The sequence below is a fragment of the Chryseobacterium mulctrae genome (assembly GCF_006175945.1).
Classification (GTDB): domain Bacteria; phylum Bacteroidota; class Bacteroidia; order Flavobacteriales; family Weeksellaceae; genus Chryseobacterium; species Chryseobacterium mulctrae.
Window position 1 is genome coordinate 3,230,895 of record NZ_VAJL01000001.1, and the last position, 14,285, is coordinate 3,245,179.

Genomic DNA, 14,285 nt, shown 5'->3' on the forward strand with positions numbered 1-14,285 from the left:
ATCAGGCAAAGCGCGAAGTGCCTGGTTTTACAGAACTTTTAAGCCGTTTTGAACGTACGGTTTCGGTGTTGGGACGCAGTCAGAGCACGTTCAATAATTACTCCAGACACGTCGCGGCGGTGTCGCTGCATTTCGGGAAAATCCCGACAGAATTGGATCCTGAGCAGATCCACGATTACCTTTTTTACCTTCAGAAAAAATCAAGATCACCCTCGCAATCGTATTTTAAACACACGGTTTACGGACTTCGGTTTCTGTTGAAATCGGAAGGTTTGAGCTACGATTATCTAAGTCTTCCGGAAATTAAAAAAGAGAAAAAACTGCCTGTTGTGCTCAGTAAACAGGAGGTTTGGCAGATGTTGTCATGCTGTAAACTTTTAAAACATAAAATCTTAATCGGGTTGCTTTACGGTTGCGGATTGCGCTGTCTGGAGGTCAGAAATCTCCGTTTATGCGATTTGGATTTTTACCGAAAACAGCTGAAAGTGGTTCAGGGAAAAGGCAAAAAAGACCGCTATTTGCCTTTGTCGGAACATTTGATTCGGGGTTTGAAAAAATATATTGAAGCGGAAAAACCGGAAGATTTTCTCTTTGGAGAACCTCGAGCAAATCGTGCAGGTGGAGAATTCGATTCAAGATATTCGCAACGTGGCGTACAATGGGCGGTGAAACAGGCTTCAAAAACGGCAAAAATATTGAAAGAAGTGAGTGTTCATACGCTTCGGCACAGTTTTGCGACGCATCTTTTGGAGGATGGGATGAACATTGTGAGCATCAAAAATCTCCTCGGCCACGAAAACATCGAAACGACCCTCGTTTACCTTCAAATCGCCCAACTTTCTACCCAAAAACTCTTCTCTCCACTGGATACTTTGTTTGAGGAATGCAGAGCGAAGTAGTTGGTTTTGAATTTGTTAAAAGCCAAAATTCAAGCTTTAAATTTAATGAAAATCAACGTTTAGAAATCTCAAAAATACAGTCTGCTCAACCTGAATCTCAACCTCGATACGAAGTCGCAGATGTGTTGAATATTTTAGGTTCAAAACTAGAAAATTTAGGATTAAATTCCTGGCAATTAAGAACTTTATTTGCGTTAAAAAAGTGCCGTACATCGGCTTTGGGCGGTCATATTGACGCTTGTGACGAATGCGGAAATATCAGCATCAGCTACAACTCCTGCCGAAACCGGCACTGCCCGAAATGTCAGGGCAAAAACCGCGAAAAATGGATTGAAAACCGGGAAACCGAACTGCTTCCAGTGCCTTATTTTCACGTGGTTTTTACCGTTCCGGAAGTGCTGAACAAAACCGCACTTCATGCTCCGAAAATGTTGTATGATATTTTATTTGAATCGGCTTGGGAAACGCTGCAAACCTTTGGTGAAAATCGAGGTTTAAAAATGGGAATGATCGCTATTTTGCATACTTGGGGACAGAATCTGAGTCTGCATCCGCATTTGCACTGCATCGTTCCGGGTGGCGGCGTGGATGAAAACGGAGTTTGGAAAAACATCAGAAGCGACGGTAATTTTTTGTTTCCTGTAAAGGCTTTGAGCAAAGTTTTCAGGGCTAAATTTTGTGAGAAGCTGAAGGTTCGGTTATCATTAAAATGTAATAAAAATCAGACGGAAAATGATGAAAATCAATTTGAAAACCGAAAAAATGAAGCAGAAACTTATGAAAAACTCAGACAAAAACTTTGGGAAAAACCTTGGGTAGTTTTCGCTAAAAAACCCTTTGGCAGCCCGAAATCTGTGGTGGAATATTTGGGAAGATATACGCACAAAATCGCGATCAGCAACCAGAGAATCAGGAAAGTTGATGCGGAAAATGTAACGTTGGAGTACAAAGATTACCGCCAAAAAGGCATCAAAAAGCAGATGGTTTTGAGCCATGAGGAGTTTATCCGCCGTTTTGCGATGCATATTTTGCCGAAAAGATTTGTGAAAATCCGCCATTACGGTTTTCTCAGCAGCACATGGAAACGAATGAAGCTAAAAAATCTGCAACAGAATTTAGGCATTCAGCCCAAAGGAAAATTTCCACCCAAAACTTTTCAGCCGAAATGTAGTTGCTGCAAAGTTGGGAATTTGGTAACGATTGCAACGTTCGATTTGCGCGGTCCGCCCCTTTGGTTTTTGGAGATGAGCCAAAACTTTGAAAAGCCAAAAATCTAGCATTTTGGGTAAGGGTATTTATGCCTAAAAGTGAAGGAAAACACGATAAAACCAAGAAAAACCATCAAATTCACCCACAAAAAAAGAGACCTTTCTGAAAGTCTCCTGTATATCTTTAAAATCCTTCGTCGGTAAACCCATAATGCTGAAAAAAGCTCCCGAAGCTTCCGTTCAACAGGGTTTTCATTGTTCGTGCTTCGCACGCAACGAAAACTTAGCTATTGCGCCCAGGTAATCATTTCGAAAAACTCTTCTAGAGTTCCGTAACCTCCGGGAAGAACGATCACACCGTCGCAAAGGTCATTCATTTTGGTTTTTCTTTCGTGCATGGTTTCTACCAAAATAAGTTCGGTCAGATTTTGATGTGCAATTTCTTTTGACTGCAAAAAATGGGGAAGAATTCCTATCGCTTTTCCGCCTTCCTTTAAAACTCCGTCTGCGACAGCTCCCATCAATCCTACATTGGCGCCGCCATAAATAAGTTGGATATTTTGTTTCGCTAAAGTTTGTCCCAGTAAAGTTGCCTGTTCTTTATATATTTCGTCCGAACCAAAACTTGATCCGCAAAATAAAGTAATACTTTTCATTGTTATATGTTAATTATTTTTTCCATTTGATTTTTACGGCAGACATGATCTCTAGTTCAAGCCTTACATCAGATAAAACTTTAAATTCATTTTTTAGATAAAATTCTAATGGCGATCTGTAAAAATTGCCATTAAGTTTTTGGTCATTGCTATTATCAATAACCCAACCGTTCAGTTCATTTTTATATCGTTTCAGTTCATTCAAAACTTTCGTTCCCCAACCTTTACCATGAAGGTTTTCAGAAAGAATGATCGCAAACCATGTTTCACTTTCTCTTTCAAATGTTATGGCCCAACCGTGAATTTTTTCATCATCATTCAATAAAAGAAAATGATCGACCTCATTGAGTTTTTCAAGATAGTTTTCAAATCCATCTATGTTTTTATAAGCTAATTTTTCAGGATATTCATTATTCCACAATTGCAGGATCTGTTCTTTTTGTTCTTGATTAAGTTGATGGGGGCTTGTGATTTTCATTTGAATGAGTTTAAACAAAAATAAACAAAATTGAATACGGAAATCCTGAGATGTTCGATTTTCTTTTATATTATGCTTTTAGAATTCAATAGAGGCGGGCTTTAGCCCGTCTATAAAAATAAATTCATATTGGCTTTAGCCAAAATCTAGATTATTAATCAAAAAATATCCAAAATCAAAAGACTTTGGATATTTTCAATATAAAAATTACATTCTTATTTCAACGGAATATTCGCTAAAATATCTTTCGTGAAACTCCAGAATTTCTGTGTTGAAGAAATATTTGCTTTTTCATCAGGAGAGTGAGCTCCTCTGATGGTTGGTCCGTAACTTACCATTTCCATTTCTGGGTAATTAGCACCGATAATTCCACACTCTAAACCTGCATGACAAGCGACAACGTGTGGTTTTTCTGCAAATTTTTCGGTGTAAATTTTTTCTAAAACTTGTACAATCTCAGAACCTGGTTTTGGTTTCCATCCTGGATAAGATCCGCTGAATTCTACATTCATTCCGGCTAATTCTGATACAGACTTCAATTGTTCAGCAACCGAATCTTTAGAAGAATCAACAGATGATCTTGAAAGATTTAAAATTTTCAGACCACCTTCTTTTAATTCTACTCTTGCTACGTTGTTTGATGATTCTACCAAATCCTGTACATCCGGGCTCATTCTGTAAACACCATTATGAAGAGATTTTAAAACCAAAATAATTTTCTTTGAATTTTCTACAGAAAGCGCTTTTTCTGAGCTTGTAGAGTTTTCAATATTAATTTGAAGATGAGCTTCAACAGAAGCAAACTCTTCTAAGATTTCTTTTTTAATTCCGTTGGTTACATTTTCAATAAGTTCACCGGCATTTCTCACAGAAATTAAAGCTACAGATTCTCTGGGGATCGCATTTCTCAAACTTCCGCCATCAATTGAAATCAACTGAACGTTTTGATTTTCCAAAGCTTTGTAAAGAATTCTGCCCATGATGATATTGGCATTTCCAAAACCTTTGTGGATATCCATTCCTGAATGACCACCTTGTAAACCTTTTACTTCAATTCTTACGATTTGTCCGTTAGATGCTTCTGTTGCATAGTTTTGGGTTACGGTAACATCAATTCCACCTGCACATCCGATATCGATCTCGTCATCTTCTTCTGTATCTAAATTTAAAAGGATTTGTCCTTTCAATTGTCCAGGTTTTAAACCTAAAGCTCCGGTCATTCCTGTTTCTTCATCAATTGTGAATAAAGCCTCCAAATCAGGATGTGGAATGTCTGAACTTTCAAGAATCGACATAATAGTTGCAACTCCTAAACCGTTATCTGCACCTAAAGTTGTACCTTTTGCTTTTACCCAGTCTCCGTCAACTTCCATCTGGATTCCTTGAGTTTCAAAATCGAAATTTACATCGTTGTTTTTCTGGCAAACCATATCCAAATGCGACTGCATAACAATTGATTTACGGTTTTCCATTCCCGGAGTAGCAGGTTTTTTAATAATCACATTTCCTACTTTATCTACTGTAGTTTCAAGTCCTAAATTTTCACCAAATTCTTTAATGAAAGCAATTACTTTTTCTTCTTTTTTTGACGGTCTCGGAACTGCATTTAATTTGGAGAAATTTTTCCAGATAATCTGCGGTTCTATATTGGATAGTTCCATAAAAATTTATTTTTATCAAAATTACGAAATAAAAAATGCTCCCGAAATTCAGGAGCAATATTTTTGCTAATTGCTATTAACATCCACATTCACCATAAATAGGAATGTTAGTTTTGCTTCCGTCTGGTTTTTCAATGGTTAAAGTACCTTCAAAAAGCAAAGCTTCTTCGTGTTTTATTTTTTTACCTTTTACAGAGATTTTATAATTCTCATTTTCAATTTCTTTACTTAGGTCTTCGCCAGCTTCCATATCGCTTGAAGAAATCAAATTCATAGCAATTCTTTTTCCGTCGAGTTTCATGTAAGCAGTTTTTCCTGCATCATCAGCGTAAATGTATTGTTCATTTTCAAAATCTGCCTTGTTTTTTGCAAAATAGCAAGAGCATTCTTTGATTTCTTTCGGGAAAGGAAATACATCAACTAAAACTTTCTCAGGTGTAGGAGTTGTTTTAGCAGAATCCTGAACAATATTCAGAGAGTCTGTTGGTTTTGAATCTGGAACGGTTTCTTTTTCCTTTTTACAGGCAACTAAAGTTAAGGCTGAAAAGAGAATGATAAAATATTTCATTTTTAATTTTTTTAAATTTATAGCTTCGAGTTTTATGCCAAAAGCCAAAAGCTAGTTCCTAAAAGCAAATTACCCTCTTGCTCTTTCAAGTAAAACCATCATCAATAAAGATAAAATTACTAAACTTTCATCTTCGTCATCAATATCAATAAGTCTGTCAAGCTGGAACCTTCTTCCGAACATCGAAGGCATTTTTTTTAGCTTAAAATATTCTTTTCCATCCATTCCTTTTACGGTGTATGACGGGTTAAGAAAATATCCGGTAAACATTCCGATAATTGGGATTTCACCAACCATTCCGTCGAAAAATTTCACCCACGCATTATCTTCTGTAATGGTAAATTTTTGTTGATCAGCTTCATCTAAAACATTGTAAGAAGATTTCCATATAGAACGCATTCCTTTTCTTGCAAGTCTTCCGAAATTTTTTCCGATCGTATCTTTAATAGAGTAAGATGCATTAAAATCAATCCATTGGTTTGCCTGAATTCTGAAAAGTTCTTTAGTTTTGCTTTCGTCATTGAAAACGATAACGTCTTCTTTTAGTTTAAACATTTTCTGACGAACATAAGCTACGTAATTTCCTTGCCTGTCTGTAATGTTGAAATCGCTGGCCAAAGTTGTGATTTTAAATTTAAAATCCAGCGGATAATTAAGGTTGTTGAGTACCATTTAGTTTATTTCTGTTTAATATTTTGATGATCAAAGATAGTGGTTTTTTCAGATTTATGAATAATTCTGCAAGGTGAGATTGCCATTGAAATTTTATCCTTCAAAGTTATCATTGCAAATGCGCATTGACTCTTCTGTTTTACAACTATAATTCTTATTTTTGTGCTATGGATTACCCAAGTAAAGTATTGGCAAAAGCAATTGAAGAGATTTCCGGACTTCCGGGTATCGGGAAGAAAACCGCTTTGCGTCTTGCTCTTCATTTACTTAGACAGCCTCATTCTAGAGCAACAAGTTTGGGAACTTCAATCATCAATCTGGTGAATGAAATTAAATACTGCAAAGAATGCCACAATTTTTCAGATTTTGATATTTGTGAAATTTGTAGCAATGAAAAACGCAGCAATGAACTAATCTGTATTGTGGAAGATGTACGAGATGTTATTGCTATTGAAAATACCGGAAAATACCGAGGTAAATATCTTATTTTAGGTGGGAAAATTTCTCCGATGGAAGGAGTAGGTCCTCATCAGTTGAATATTCCTAGTATTGAAAAAAAGTTGCAACATGGTCTGGCAAAAGAATTTATCTTTGCTTTAAGTGCTACCATGGAGGGTGATACTACAGCTTATTATATTTATAAAAAGTTCAAAAATTCGGGTGTGGAGTTTTCAACGATTGCAAGAGGGATTTCTGTGGGTGATGAACTGGAATATGCAGACGAAATTTCTTTGGGCAGATCGATCACAAACAGGCTTCCATATAACGAAAAGGATTAAAAATGAGTAAAAAACTTTCAATCATTATCGTTAATTATAATGTAACTCGGCTTTTGAGAAACTGCCTGCTTTCTATTGAAAAATATAGTAGTAAGATTGACTATGAAGTTATTGTAATTGATAATAACTCTATCGACAGCTCATGGGGGATCTCATTCCTGAATTTCCGAAAATACATTTTATTGCTTCTGAAAAAAATGATGGTTTTGCCAAAGCTAATAATAAAGCGATAAAAAAAGCGACTGGAGAATATTTACTAATTTTAAATCCGGACACAGAACTGGAAGGTTTTTATTTAAATGAAATTTTAGATTTTGCTGATTCCAAAACTAATTTTGGATGTTTGGGGGTGAGAATGCACGATGCGAACGGTAATTTTCTTCCGGAAAGTAAACGTTCAGTTCCGGGTATGATTAATTCTTTCGAAAAATTATTTACCAATTTTAAAAAGAAAAATTCAAAATCATATTACCGAAATGATGTAGGAGAGCATGGGATTTCAGAAGTGGAGGTGATTACCGGGGCATTTTTTCTGGTTAGAAAAGAGATTTATGAAAAAGTTGGTGGCCTCGATGAAAGATATTTCATGTATGGTGAAGATATTGATCTTTGTTTTACGTTGTTGAATAACAGTTATCAAAACTATTATTACGGAAAAGCTTCTATCCTTCATCATAAGGGTGAAAGTACGGTGAAAGATGAGGTGTACCTCGAAAGATTTTACGGAGCAATGCAGATTTTTATTGATAAATATTATAGACAAAGCAAACCTCTACAATATTCATTTATGAAAGCAGGTTTGAAGCTAAGGCATAAAATAGAAAAGATTAAACTCAAATAAAAAAAGCAACTCCATCGAGTTGCTTTCATTTTATCTTAAATAAAGTATTTCTTATTTATTTGCCGGAACACTTACCGGAGCCGAAGACTGAGAAGCTGGAGCTTTTCCTGCTGGAGCTTCTTTAGTTGGAGCTTGAGGAATTACCGGTGCTGCTTGCTTAGGTTTACCAGTCACAACAACGCTTATCAAGATAAGAACGATGATTACTGCTCCTAAAGTCCAAGTTGATTTTTCCATAAAATCATTAGTTCTTTGTACTCCAAATTGTGCAGAAGATGCACCTCCGAATGTACTAGAAAGACCGCCACCTTTTGGGTTTTGAGCCATAACAACGATTACCAATAAAACGCTGGCAATCATAATAAGAATCATTAATAGTGTAAATATAGTATCCATTAATTTTAATATCTTTTTGAATGGGCAAATTTAATGTTTTTTTACCGAACCACAAAATAAGATTTACGCTAAAAATAGAAAACGGCAGCAGTTGCTACCGTTTTCATTAAAAATATATTAATTTTTATTTGAAGTCAGAATCTTTAGCTTGGTTTAATTCGTATGATTTTACTTTCATCACCATATCCATACCCATTTGATTAACCGTGATGGTATAAGGCATTTTCACACCAGCAACATCTTTGTAATCAGCAAAAGTAGTAGGAACTGTGAACGTTTGTCCCTGTGCAGATACTGTTTCACTTTCACCTGTTTTAAGGCCAGTTTTTACGCTATAGTAATAAGCTTTATCACCAGCTTTGATTGCATAAGAATCTTCACCGTTGATTTTTTCAATTCCTGTCAATTTGTAATCTGCAGATTTAGCAAAACCTAGTTCTTCGAAAAGCTCAGTATTTTTTAAGTTGTCAGCGATTTCTTCTTTAGTCATCTGAACTTTTTGTCCCATTTGCTCAGAATACCCTGTTTTTCCATCAAAAACTTGTTTTTGAACTGTCATTCCACCAGCAGAAACTGTTTGAAGTTCTTTTCCACCTTGAGCTTTAACAATTTTGAAATCAAGGTTTTGTCCTTGCATAGACATTGATGCATTCGTTGTATATGAAGACACTTTTGACAAATTAGCTTTTCCACCAATTGCATTAATGTACTTGTCAACAACAGAAGCTACTGTTACGCTTGCGTCAACTTTCTGTGCTGTCGGTTTAGCAACAGGATTTGCATATGCATCATAATATTTTACAGGGTAACCTAATTTTTCTAATCCTTCAGAAATTTCAGATGCTTTACCAGCGATGAAAATTCTGCTTTGGTTTGGTAAAATAGTTGCTTTTACTGCGTTAGAAACGTCTGCTGCAGTTACTTTATCAATAGATTTTAAATAGTTAGTGTAAAAATCAGCCGGAAGGTCCTGAACTTTTTGGTTAACTGCAAATCTTGCAATAGTTGCAGGCTGCTCTAATGCCATGATGAAACTTCCTTTCAATTTAGCTTTAGCATTGGCAAGTTCGTCAGCTTTTACAGTAGAAATACCGTTGATTTCGTTCATAAATTCTTTTACTGCTTTATCAGTAACCTCGTTTCTTACACTAGCTTCAGCAGAGAAAGAAGGAGAATATTTGCTTGCGCTCATATCTGAATAAGCTCCATAAGTGAATCCGTTTTTCTCACGAAGATTCATGAAAAGTCTAGCTTCTCCACCACCACCAAGAATGTAGTTGGCAATTGTTGCAGGGAAGTAATTAGGATCTTTCATTTTCAATGTGTTCAGGTTTCCTACAGAAACTACAGATTGTACTGCAGAAGGAACATCTACTACATTGATTTCAGTTTTAGCTACATTTGAAGCCGGTTCTAAAGCTGGGAATTTTGTGTCAGCTTTTTTCCAGTTGTTGAAAGCTTTTTCAACCATTGGTTTTACCTTGTCAAATTTTACATCACCAACAATTACCAAATAAGAATTGTCTGGAGCGTAATATTTTTTATACACATTCTGAACATCAGCTAACTGAATTTTGTTGATAGACTGTTCTGTTTCAAATTCACCTCTTGAAGTGTTTTTTCCGTAAGCTAATGCGTTAGAAACTCTTGAAGCAATTGCATCTGCGCTTTTCTCTGAAGATTTTAGACCTTCAACAGCTCTGTCTTTAGATTTCTGAATTTCGTCAGCAGAAAATTTAGGATTGATGATTGCATCAGCCATTAAACCTAAAACTTCAGGGAAATATTTTGAAAGAGAGTTTGAAGAAGCTCCTCCAGTAGAGAAGTTTAAGTTAGCTCCTAAAAAGTCTACTTTTTTGTTGAATGCGTCTTTGCTTAAAGTCGTAGTTCCATTACCAAGCTGATCTGCCATGATTTCGCTTACTCCGGTTACATCACCTTCAAAATAAGGCTGTCTGTCCATAGAAAGACTTACGTTTACTCTTGGTAATTTGTTGTTTTCAACCACCATTACGGTCATTCCGTTTTTAAGCTGAAAAGTTTTTGGTTTTGCAATGTTAATCTCAGGAGTTGGTCCTGGTTTCGGCATTGCGTTAATATCAATTTTTTGTGCAGAAAGCATTCCTGAGAATAAAAATGCTACGGCTATATAGGTCAATTGTTTTTTCATTGTAAAAAATTTAAAAATTTATAATCATATTTAAAACACGAAGTTTTTTATACGATTACTTTTTTTCAGGTAAGTAGTTAAGGATGATTCTCTGGTTAGAATTTAAATACTTTTTAGCCGCATTCTGTAAATCCTGCTTTGTAATAGATTTGTAAATGTCGATTTCCTTGTTGATTAAGTTTGTATCTCCCATCAATACGTGGTTTGTAGCCAATGAAGCTGCAATTCCCTGAATGCTTGAGTTTGCATTTACAAACTGATTTTCGTACTGATTTTGAAGTTTTTGATAATCTTCGTCAGAAATTAAAGTCGTTTGAAGTTTTTTGATTTCAGCATCGATGTCTGTCTGTAATGTCTGCTTTGATGTTGATCCCATCGGGATTGCAAAGAATGCGAAAATACCATAATCTTCAAGACCTTGGTTGAAAGCTGCTACCTGAAGTGCCTTTTTCTCCTGATCTACCAATTTTTTATATAAAACTGAAGACTTTCCGTTGCTTAAATAAGAAGAAAGCATATCTAAAACATAAGCATCTTTTTCTTTGTTACCCGGTGTTCTGTATGCAAAAACATAAGCAGGAAGCTGGATGTTAGGATCGTATGCTGTAACTTCTTTTTCTTTTGTGATAGGCTCGTCTTTCGGGAAGTTTTTAGGATAAACCGTTCCTTTAGGAATTGCTCCGTAATATTCCTGAATCCATTTTTTTGTTTGCTCAGGTTTGATATCTCCTGCTACAACCAAAGTTGCGTTGTTTGGAACGTAATATTTTTTATAGAAAGCTTGGAACTCATCTAGTTTAGCTGAATTCAAATCATCCATAGATCCAATTGTAGACCAATGATAAGGATGCTTTGTAAATAAGTTTTTCTGTACGTTTGTGAAAAGATTTCCATAAGGCTGGTTATCCATTCTCAATCTCTTTTCTTCTTTTACAACTTCTCTTTGCGTATCTACACCAACTTGGTTGATTACCGCATGACGAAGTCTTTCAGATTCCATCCAAAGTCCCAATTGCTCGTTGTTTGAAGGGAAAGTTTCGTAGTAATATGTTCTGTCGTTTGTTGTGTTTGCGTTGTTTTGTCCACCATTTGAAGAAACGATTTTAAACCATTCTCCTCTTTTAATGTTTGGAGTTCCTTCAAATAAAAGGTGCTCAAAAAAGTGTGCAAAACCTGTTCTTCCAACTACTTCGTCTTTTGCTCCTACATGGTACATTACACCTGTTGTTACTACCGGTGCAGAATTATCTTGGTGTAAGATTACGTGTAGACCGTTTGGTAAATCATACTCTTCAAATTTGATTTGTTGTGCATTCAGCATTGCTCCAAAAAAGGCAGCAGCTGCAACACTAAGAAGTCGTTTTTTCATAAAATAGAAATTGTTTTGTCAATGAGTTGTAAAATTAGACTTATTGTTACAAAATTTTTAATATTTTTTTAAGAATTCTAGGTAATGGTTGAATTTATAGCGTCAGATTTTGGTTCTAAAACTTTATTCAGTTTTACTTCAGTAATGGAAATTAAATACAAATTTGAATTCTCCTCATAATACACTAATTTTGTCATCCAAAATTTTTTTGCAGCATGGAGGATTATTTGAAAGGACTGAATGAATCACAATTTGAAGCCGTTACTACTTTACAGGGACCTTTGATGGTACTTGCAGGAGCAGGTTCCGGAAAAACACGTGTACTCACGATGCGTATTGCGCATTTGATTACCAATGGAGTAGATCCTTTCAATATTTTGTCTTTAACTTTTACCAATAAAGCTGCGAAAGAAATGAAAGAACGTATTGCGAAAGTTGTAGGACAGAGCAATGCGAGAAGTCTTTGGATGGGAACTTTCCACTCTGTTTTTGCAAGAATTTTGAGAAGTGAAGCGCATTATTTGGGTTATCCTTCCAACTTTACTATTTACGATCAACAGGATGCTTTGAATGTGATCAGAAAAGTTCTGAAAGACATGAATATTGATGCTGATTTGTATAAACCTAAAAAAGTTCAGTCAAGAATTTCCAATTATAAAAATAACCTGATTACCGTAAAAGCATATTATAATAATCCCGAATTAATGGAAGCTGACGAAAAAGCCAACATGAAATTCATCGGAAAAATTTATGAAAAATATGTAGAAGCTTGTTTCAAAAATGGTTCGATGGATTTTGATGATTTATTGTTGAAAACCAATGAACTTTTAACAAGGTTTCCCGAAGTTTTAGCAAAATATCAGGACAGATTCAGATATATTTTGGTAGATGAGTACCAAGATACGAATCACTCTCAGTATTTGATTGTGAAAGCTTTAGCTTCAAAATTTGAAAATATTTGTGTGGTAGGAGACGATGCACAGTCGATTTACTCTTTCCGTGGTGCGAATATTTATAATATTTTAAATTTCAAAAAAGATTATCCTGATGCGGTGACTGTTTCTTTGGAACAAAACTACCGTTCAACGCAAAATATTGTTAATGCAGCAAATGTTGTCATTGCGAAAAATCTTCAGCAGTTCAAGAAAAATGTTTTCAGTGAAAATGAGGAAGGGGAAAAAATTAAAGTGTACCGCTCACTTTCCGATGCTGATGAAGCCAATTTTGTTGCCGGAAATATTTGGGAACTGAGAAACAGGGAGCAGAGAAAGTTCAGCGACTTTGCGATTTTATATCGTACCAATTCTCAAACAAGGGCTTTTGAAGACTCTTTAAGACGTAAAAATATTCCTTATAAAGTGTATGGAGGTTTGTCTTTCTACCAAAGAAAAGAGGTGAAAGATTTGATTGGTTATCTTCGACTTTTAGTGAATGAAAATGACTCGGAAGCTTTGATGAGAATCATCAATTATCCGACCAGAGGAATTGGTGAAACCACTCAAAATAAATTAATTGTTTTTGCAGATTCACAAAATCTTCCGGTGTCTAAAGTGTTAGACAATTTGGGGATTTATGCTCCGCAATTGAAATTTAATAATGGAGTTTTAACAAAACTAAGTGATTTTTGGTCGATGATTAAAGCGTTTCAGGTTTTGCTTAAAACAGAAACAGCATACAGTGTTGCGATGGAAGTGGCAAAGCGAAGCGGTTTGATTAAATTTTTAAAAGACGACCAAACTCCGGAAGGAATTTCGCGTGTAGAAAACGTTCAGGAATTAATGAACTCGATGCAGGGTTTCATTGAAGAACAGATGCAGATAGAAGATGGTGATCCTAGTTTGCCGAATTTTCTTGAAAATATTGCGCTTTCCGCTGATACACAAAGAAAAGATGACGAGGAAGATATGGTTTCTTTAATGACGATTCACCTTTCAAAAGGTCTTGAATTTCCGGTTGTGCATTTAGTTGGATTAGAAGAAAATCTTTTCCCAAGTTTTATGAGTTCGGCAACCAGAGAAGATTTAGAGGAAGAAAGACGTTTGTTTTACGTTGCCTTGACAAGAGCTGAAAAACAGGCGTTTTTCTCTTATGCAGTTTCCCGTTTTCAGTGGGGGAAAATTACTGATGCCGAACCTTCACGATTTTTAAGTGAAGTAGATGAAGAATATATTGAATATTTGAATCCAGCAATTGAGAAGAGGTTTATTAATAATGCAGGGATTACTTCCAATATTTTTGACGAGCATCCTTCTGAAATGAAGAGCTTTAAAAAGATAGAAAAGAAAACAATCTCTAAAACCGAAAATGATAAACCAATTGCTGAGCCTAAAAAATTAAAACCGGTAAGTAATGCAAGGATTATCAATCCAAGCGGAGCTTCGTCACAAGATATCGAGGTTGGAGACAAGGTAAGACACGACCGTTTCGGAATTGGAGAAGTGAAATTCTTAGATGGAACCGATCCGCAAAATATCAAAGCAAAAGTCGTTTTCTTACACGAAGGCGAGAAGAATTTGATTTTGAAATATGCTAAACTGACGAAGATTTAAATCAATAAAAAATATAATTAGAATTTGTTCATAAGATTA

General features: G+C 35.5%; 11 protein-coding genes and 2 pseudogenes. 5 read left to right on the top strand and 8 right to left on the bottom strand.

The features are described from left to right. The first annotated feature begins 17 nt into the window (after positions 1-17). Positions 18-899 (top strand): tyrosine-type recombinase/integrase, encoded by an 882-nt coding sequence (locus FDY99_RS14875; RefSeq protein WP_228448715.1) that lies wholly within the window; start codon positions 18-20, stop codon positions 897-899. Further along, entirely contained in the window at positions 884-2,176 is a 1,293-nt protein-coding gene (locus FDY99_RS14880; protein WP_228423886.1) for an IS91 family transposase, read from the top strand. Before FDY99_RS14875 ends, FDY99_RS14880 begins: the two co-directional genes overlap by 16 nt. 221 nt (positions 2,177-2,397) lie before the next feature. Here FDY99_RS14880 and FDY99_RS14885 read toward each other — a convergent pair. The 5 genes and pseudogenes from FDY99_RS14885 to FDY99_RS14905 all read right to left on the bottom strand — a co-directional run. Next, positions 2,398-2,763, bottom strand: a pseudogene (locus FDY99_RS14885) (LOG family protein); the annotation flags it as partial. A 13-nt stretch (positions 2,764-2,776) separates the two neighbouring features. Continuing rightward, positions 2,777-3,241: a GNAT family N-acetyltransferase gene (locus tag FDY99_RS14890; RefSeq protein WP_139422562.1), complete on the bottom strand. Its 465-nt coding sequence runs from the start codon at positions 3,239-3,241 to the stop codon at positions 2,777-2,779. A gap of 215 nt (positions 3,242-3,456) precedes the next feature. Next, complete coding sequence (locus tag FDY99_RS14895; RefSeq protein ID WP_139422564.1) at positions 3,457-4,902, bottom strand: aminoacyl-histidine dipeptidase; 1,446 nt, start codon at positions 4,900-4,902, stop codon at positions 3,457-3,459. Positions 4,903-4,978: 76 nt separating this feature from the next. Then, entirely contained in the window at positions 4,979-5,470 is a 492-nt protein-coding gene (locus tag FDY99_RS14900) for a hypothetical protein (protein WP_139422566.1), read from the bottom strand. Between the two features lie 69 nt (positions 5,471-5,539). After that, positions 5,540-6,142, bottom strand: coding sequence for an LURP-one-related/scramblase family protein (locus FDY99_RS14905; RefSeq protein ID WP_139422568.1), 603 nt, complete (start codon positions 6,140-6,142; stop codon positions 5,540-5,542). A gap of 167 nt (positions 6,143-6,309) precedes the next feature. Here FDY99_RS14905 and recR point away from each other — a divergent pair, with 167 nt between their 5' ends. Both recR and FDY99_RS14915 read left to right on the top strand, forming a co-directional pair. Further along, positions 6,310-6,921 carry a recombination mediator RecR gene (recR, locus tag FDY99_RS14910; RefSeq protein WP_139422571.1) on the top strand — a complete coding sequence of 204 codons (612 nt, stop codon included), beginning with the start codon at positions 6,310-6,312 and terminating at the stop codon, positions 6,919-6,921. A 2-nt stretch (positions 6,922-6,923) separates the two neighbouring features. Continuing rightward, a pseudogene (locus FDY99_RS14915) lies at positions 6,924-7,762 on the top strand (glycosyltransferase family 2 protein). A gap of 51 nt (positions 7,763-7,813) precedes the next feature. On the opposite strand, the gene secG reads toward FDY99_RS14915, so the two are convergent. The 3 genes from secG to FDY99_RS14930 form a co-directional block, all read right to left on the bottom strand. Beyond that, the gene (secG, locus tag FDY99_RS14920) at positions 7,814-8,158 is read right to left on the bottom strand and encodes a preprotein translocase subunit SecG (RefSeq protein ID WP_074229936.1); all 345 of its coding nucleotides are present in this window, start codon (positions 8,156-8,158) and stop codon (positions 7,814-7,816) included. A gap of 124 nt (positions 8,159-8,282) precedes the next feature. Then, entirely contained in the window at positions 8,283-10,328 is a 2,046-nt protein-coding gene (locus FDY99_RS14925) for a M16 family metallopeptidase (RefSeq protein ID WP_139422573.1), read from the bottom strand. 55 nt (positions 10,329-10,383) lie between these two features. Further along, positions 10,384-11,697 (bottom strand): M16 family metallopeptidase, encoded by a 1,314-nt coding sequence (locus FDY99_RS14930; protein ID WP_139422575.1) that lies wholly within the window; start codon positions 11,695-11,697, stop codon positions 10,384-10,386. Positions 11,698-11,912: 215 nt separating this feature from the next. Here FDY99_RS14930 and FDY99_RS14935 point away from each other — a divergent pair, with 215 nt between their 5' ends. Continuing rightward, entirely contained in the window at positions 11,913-14,246 is a 2,334-nt protein-coding gene (locus FDY99_RS14935) for an ATP-dependent helicase (RefSeq protein WP_139422577.1), read from the top strand. Positions 14,247-14,285: the final 39 nt, after the last annotated feature.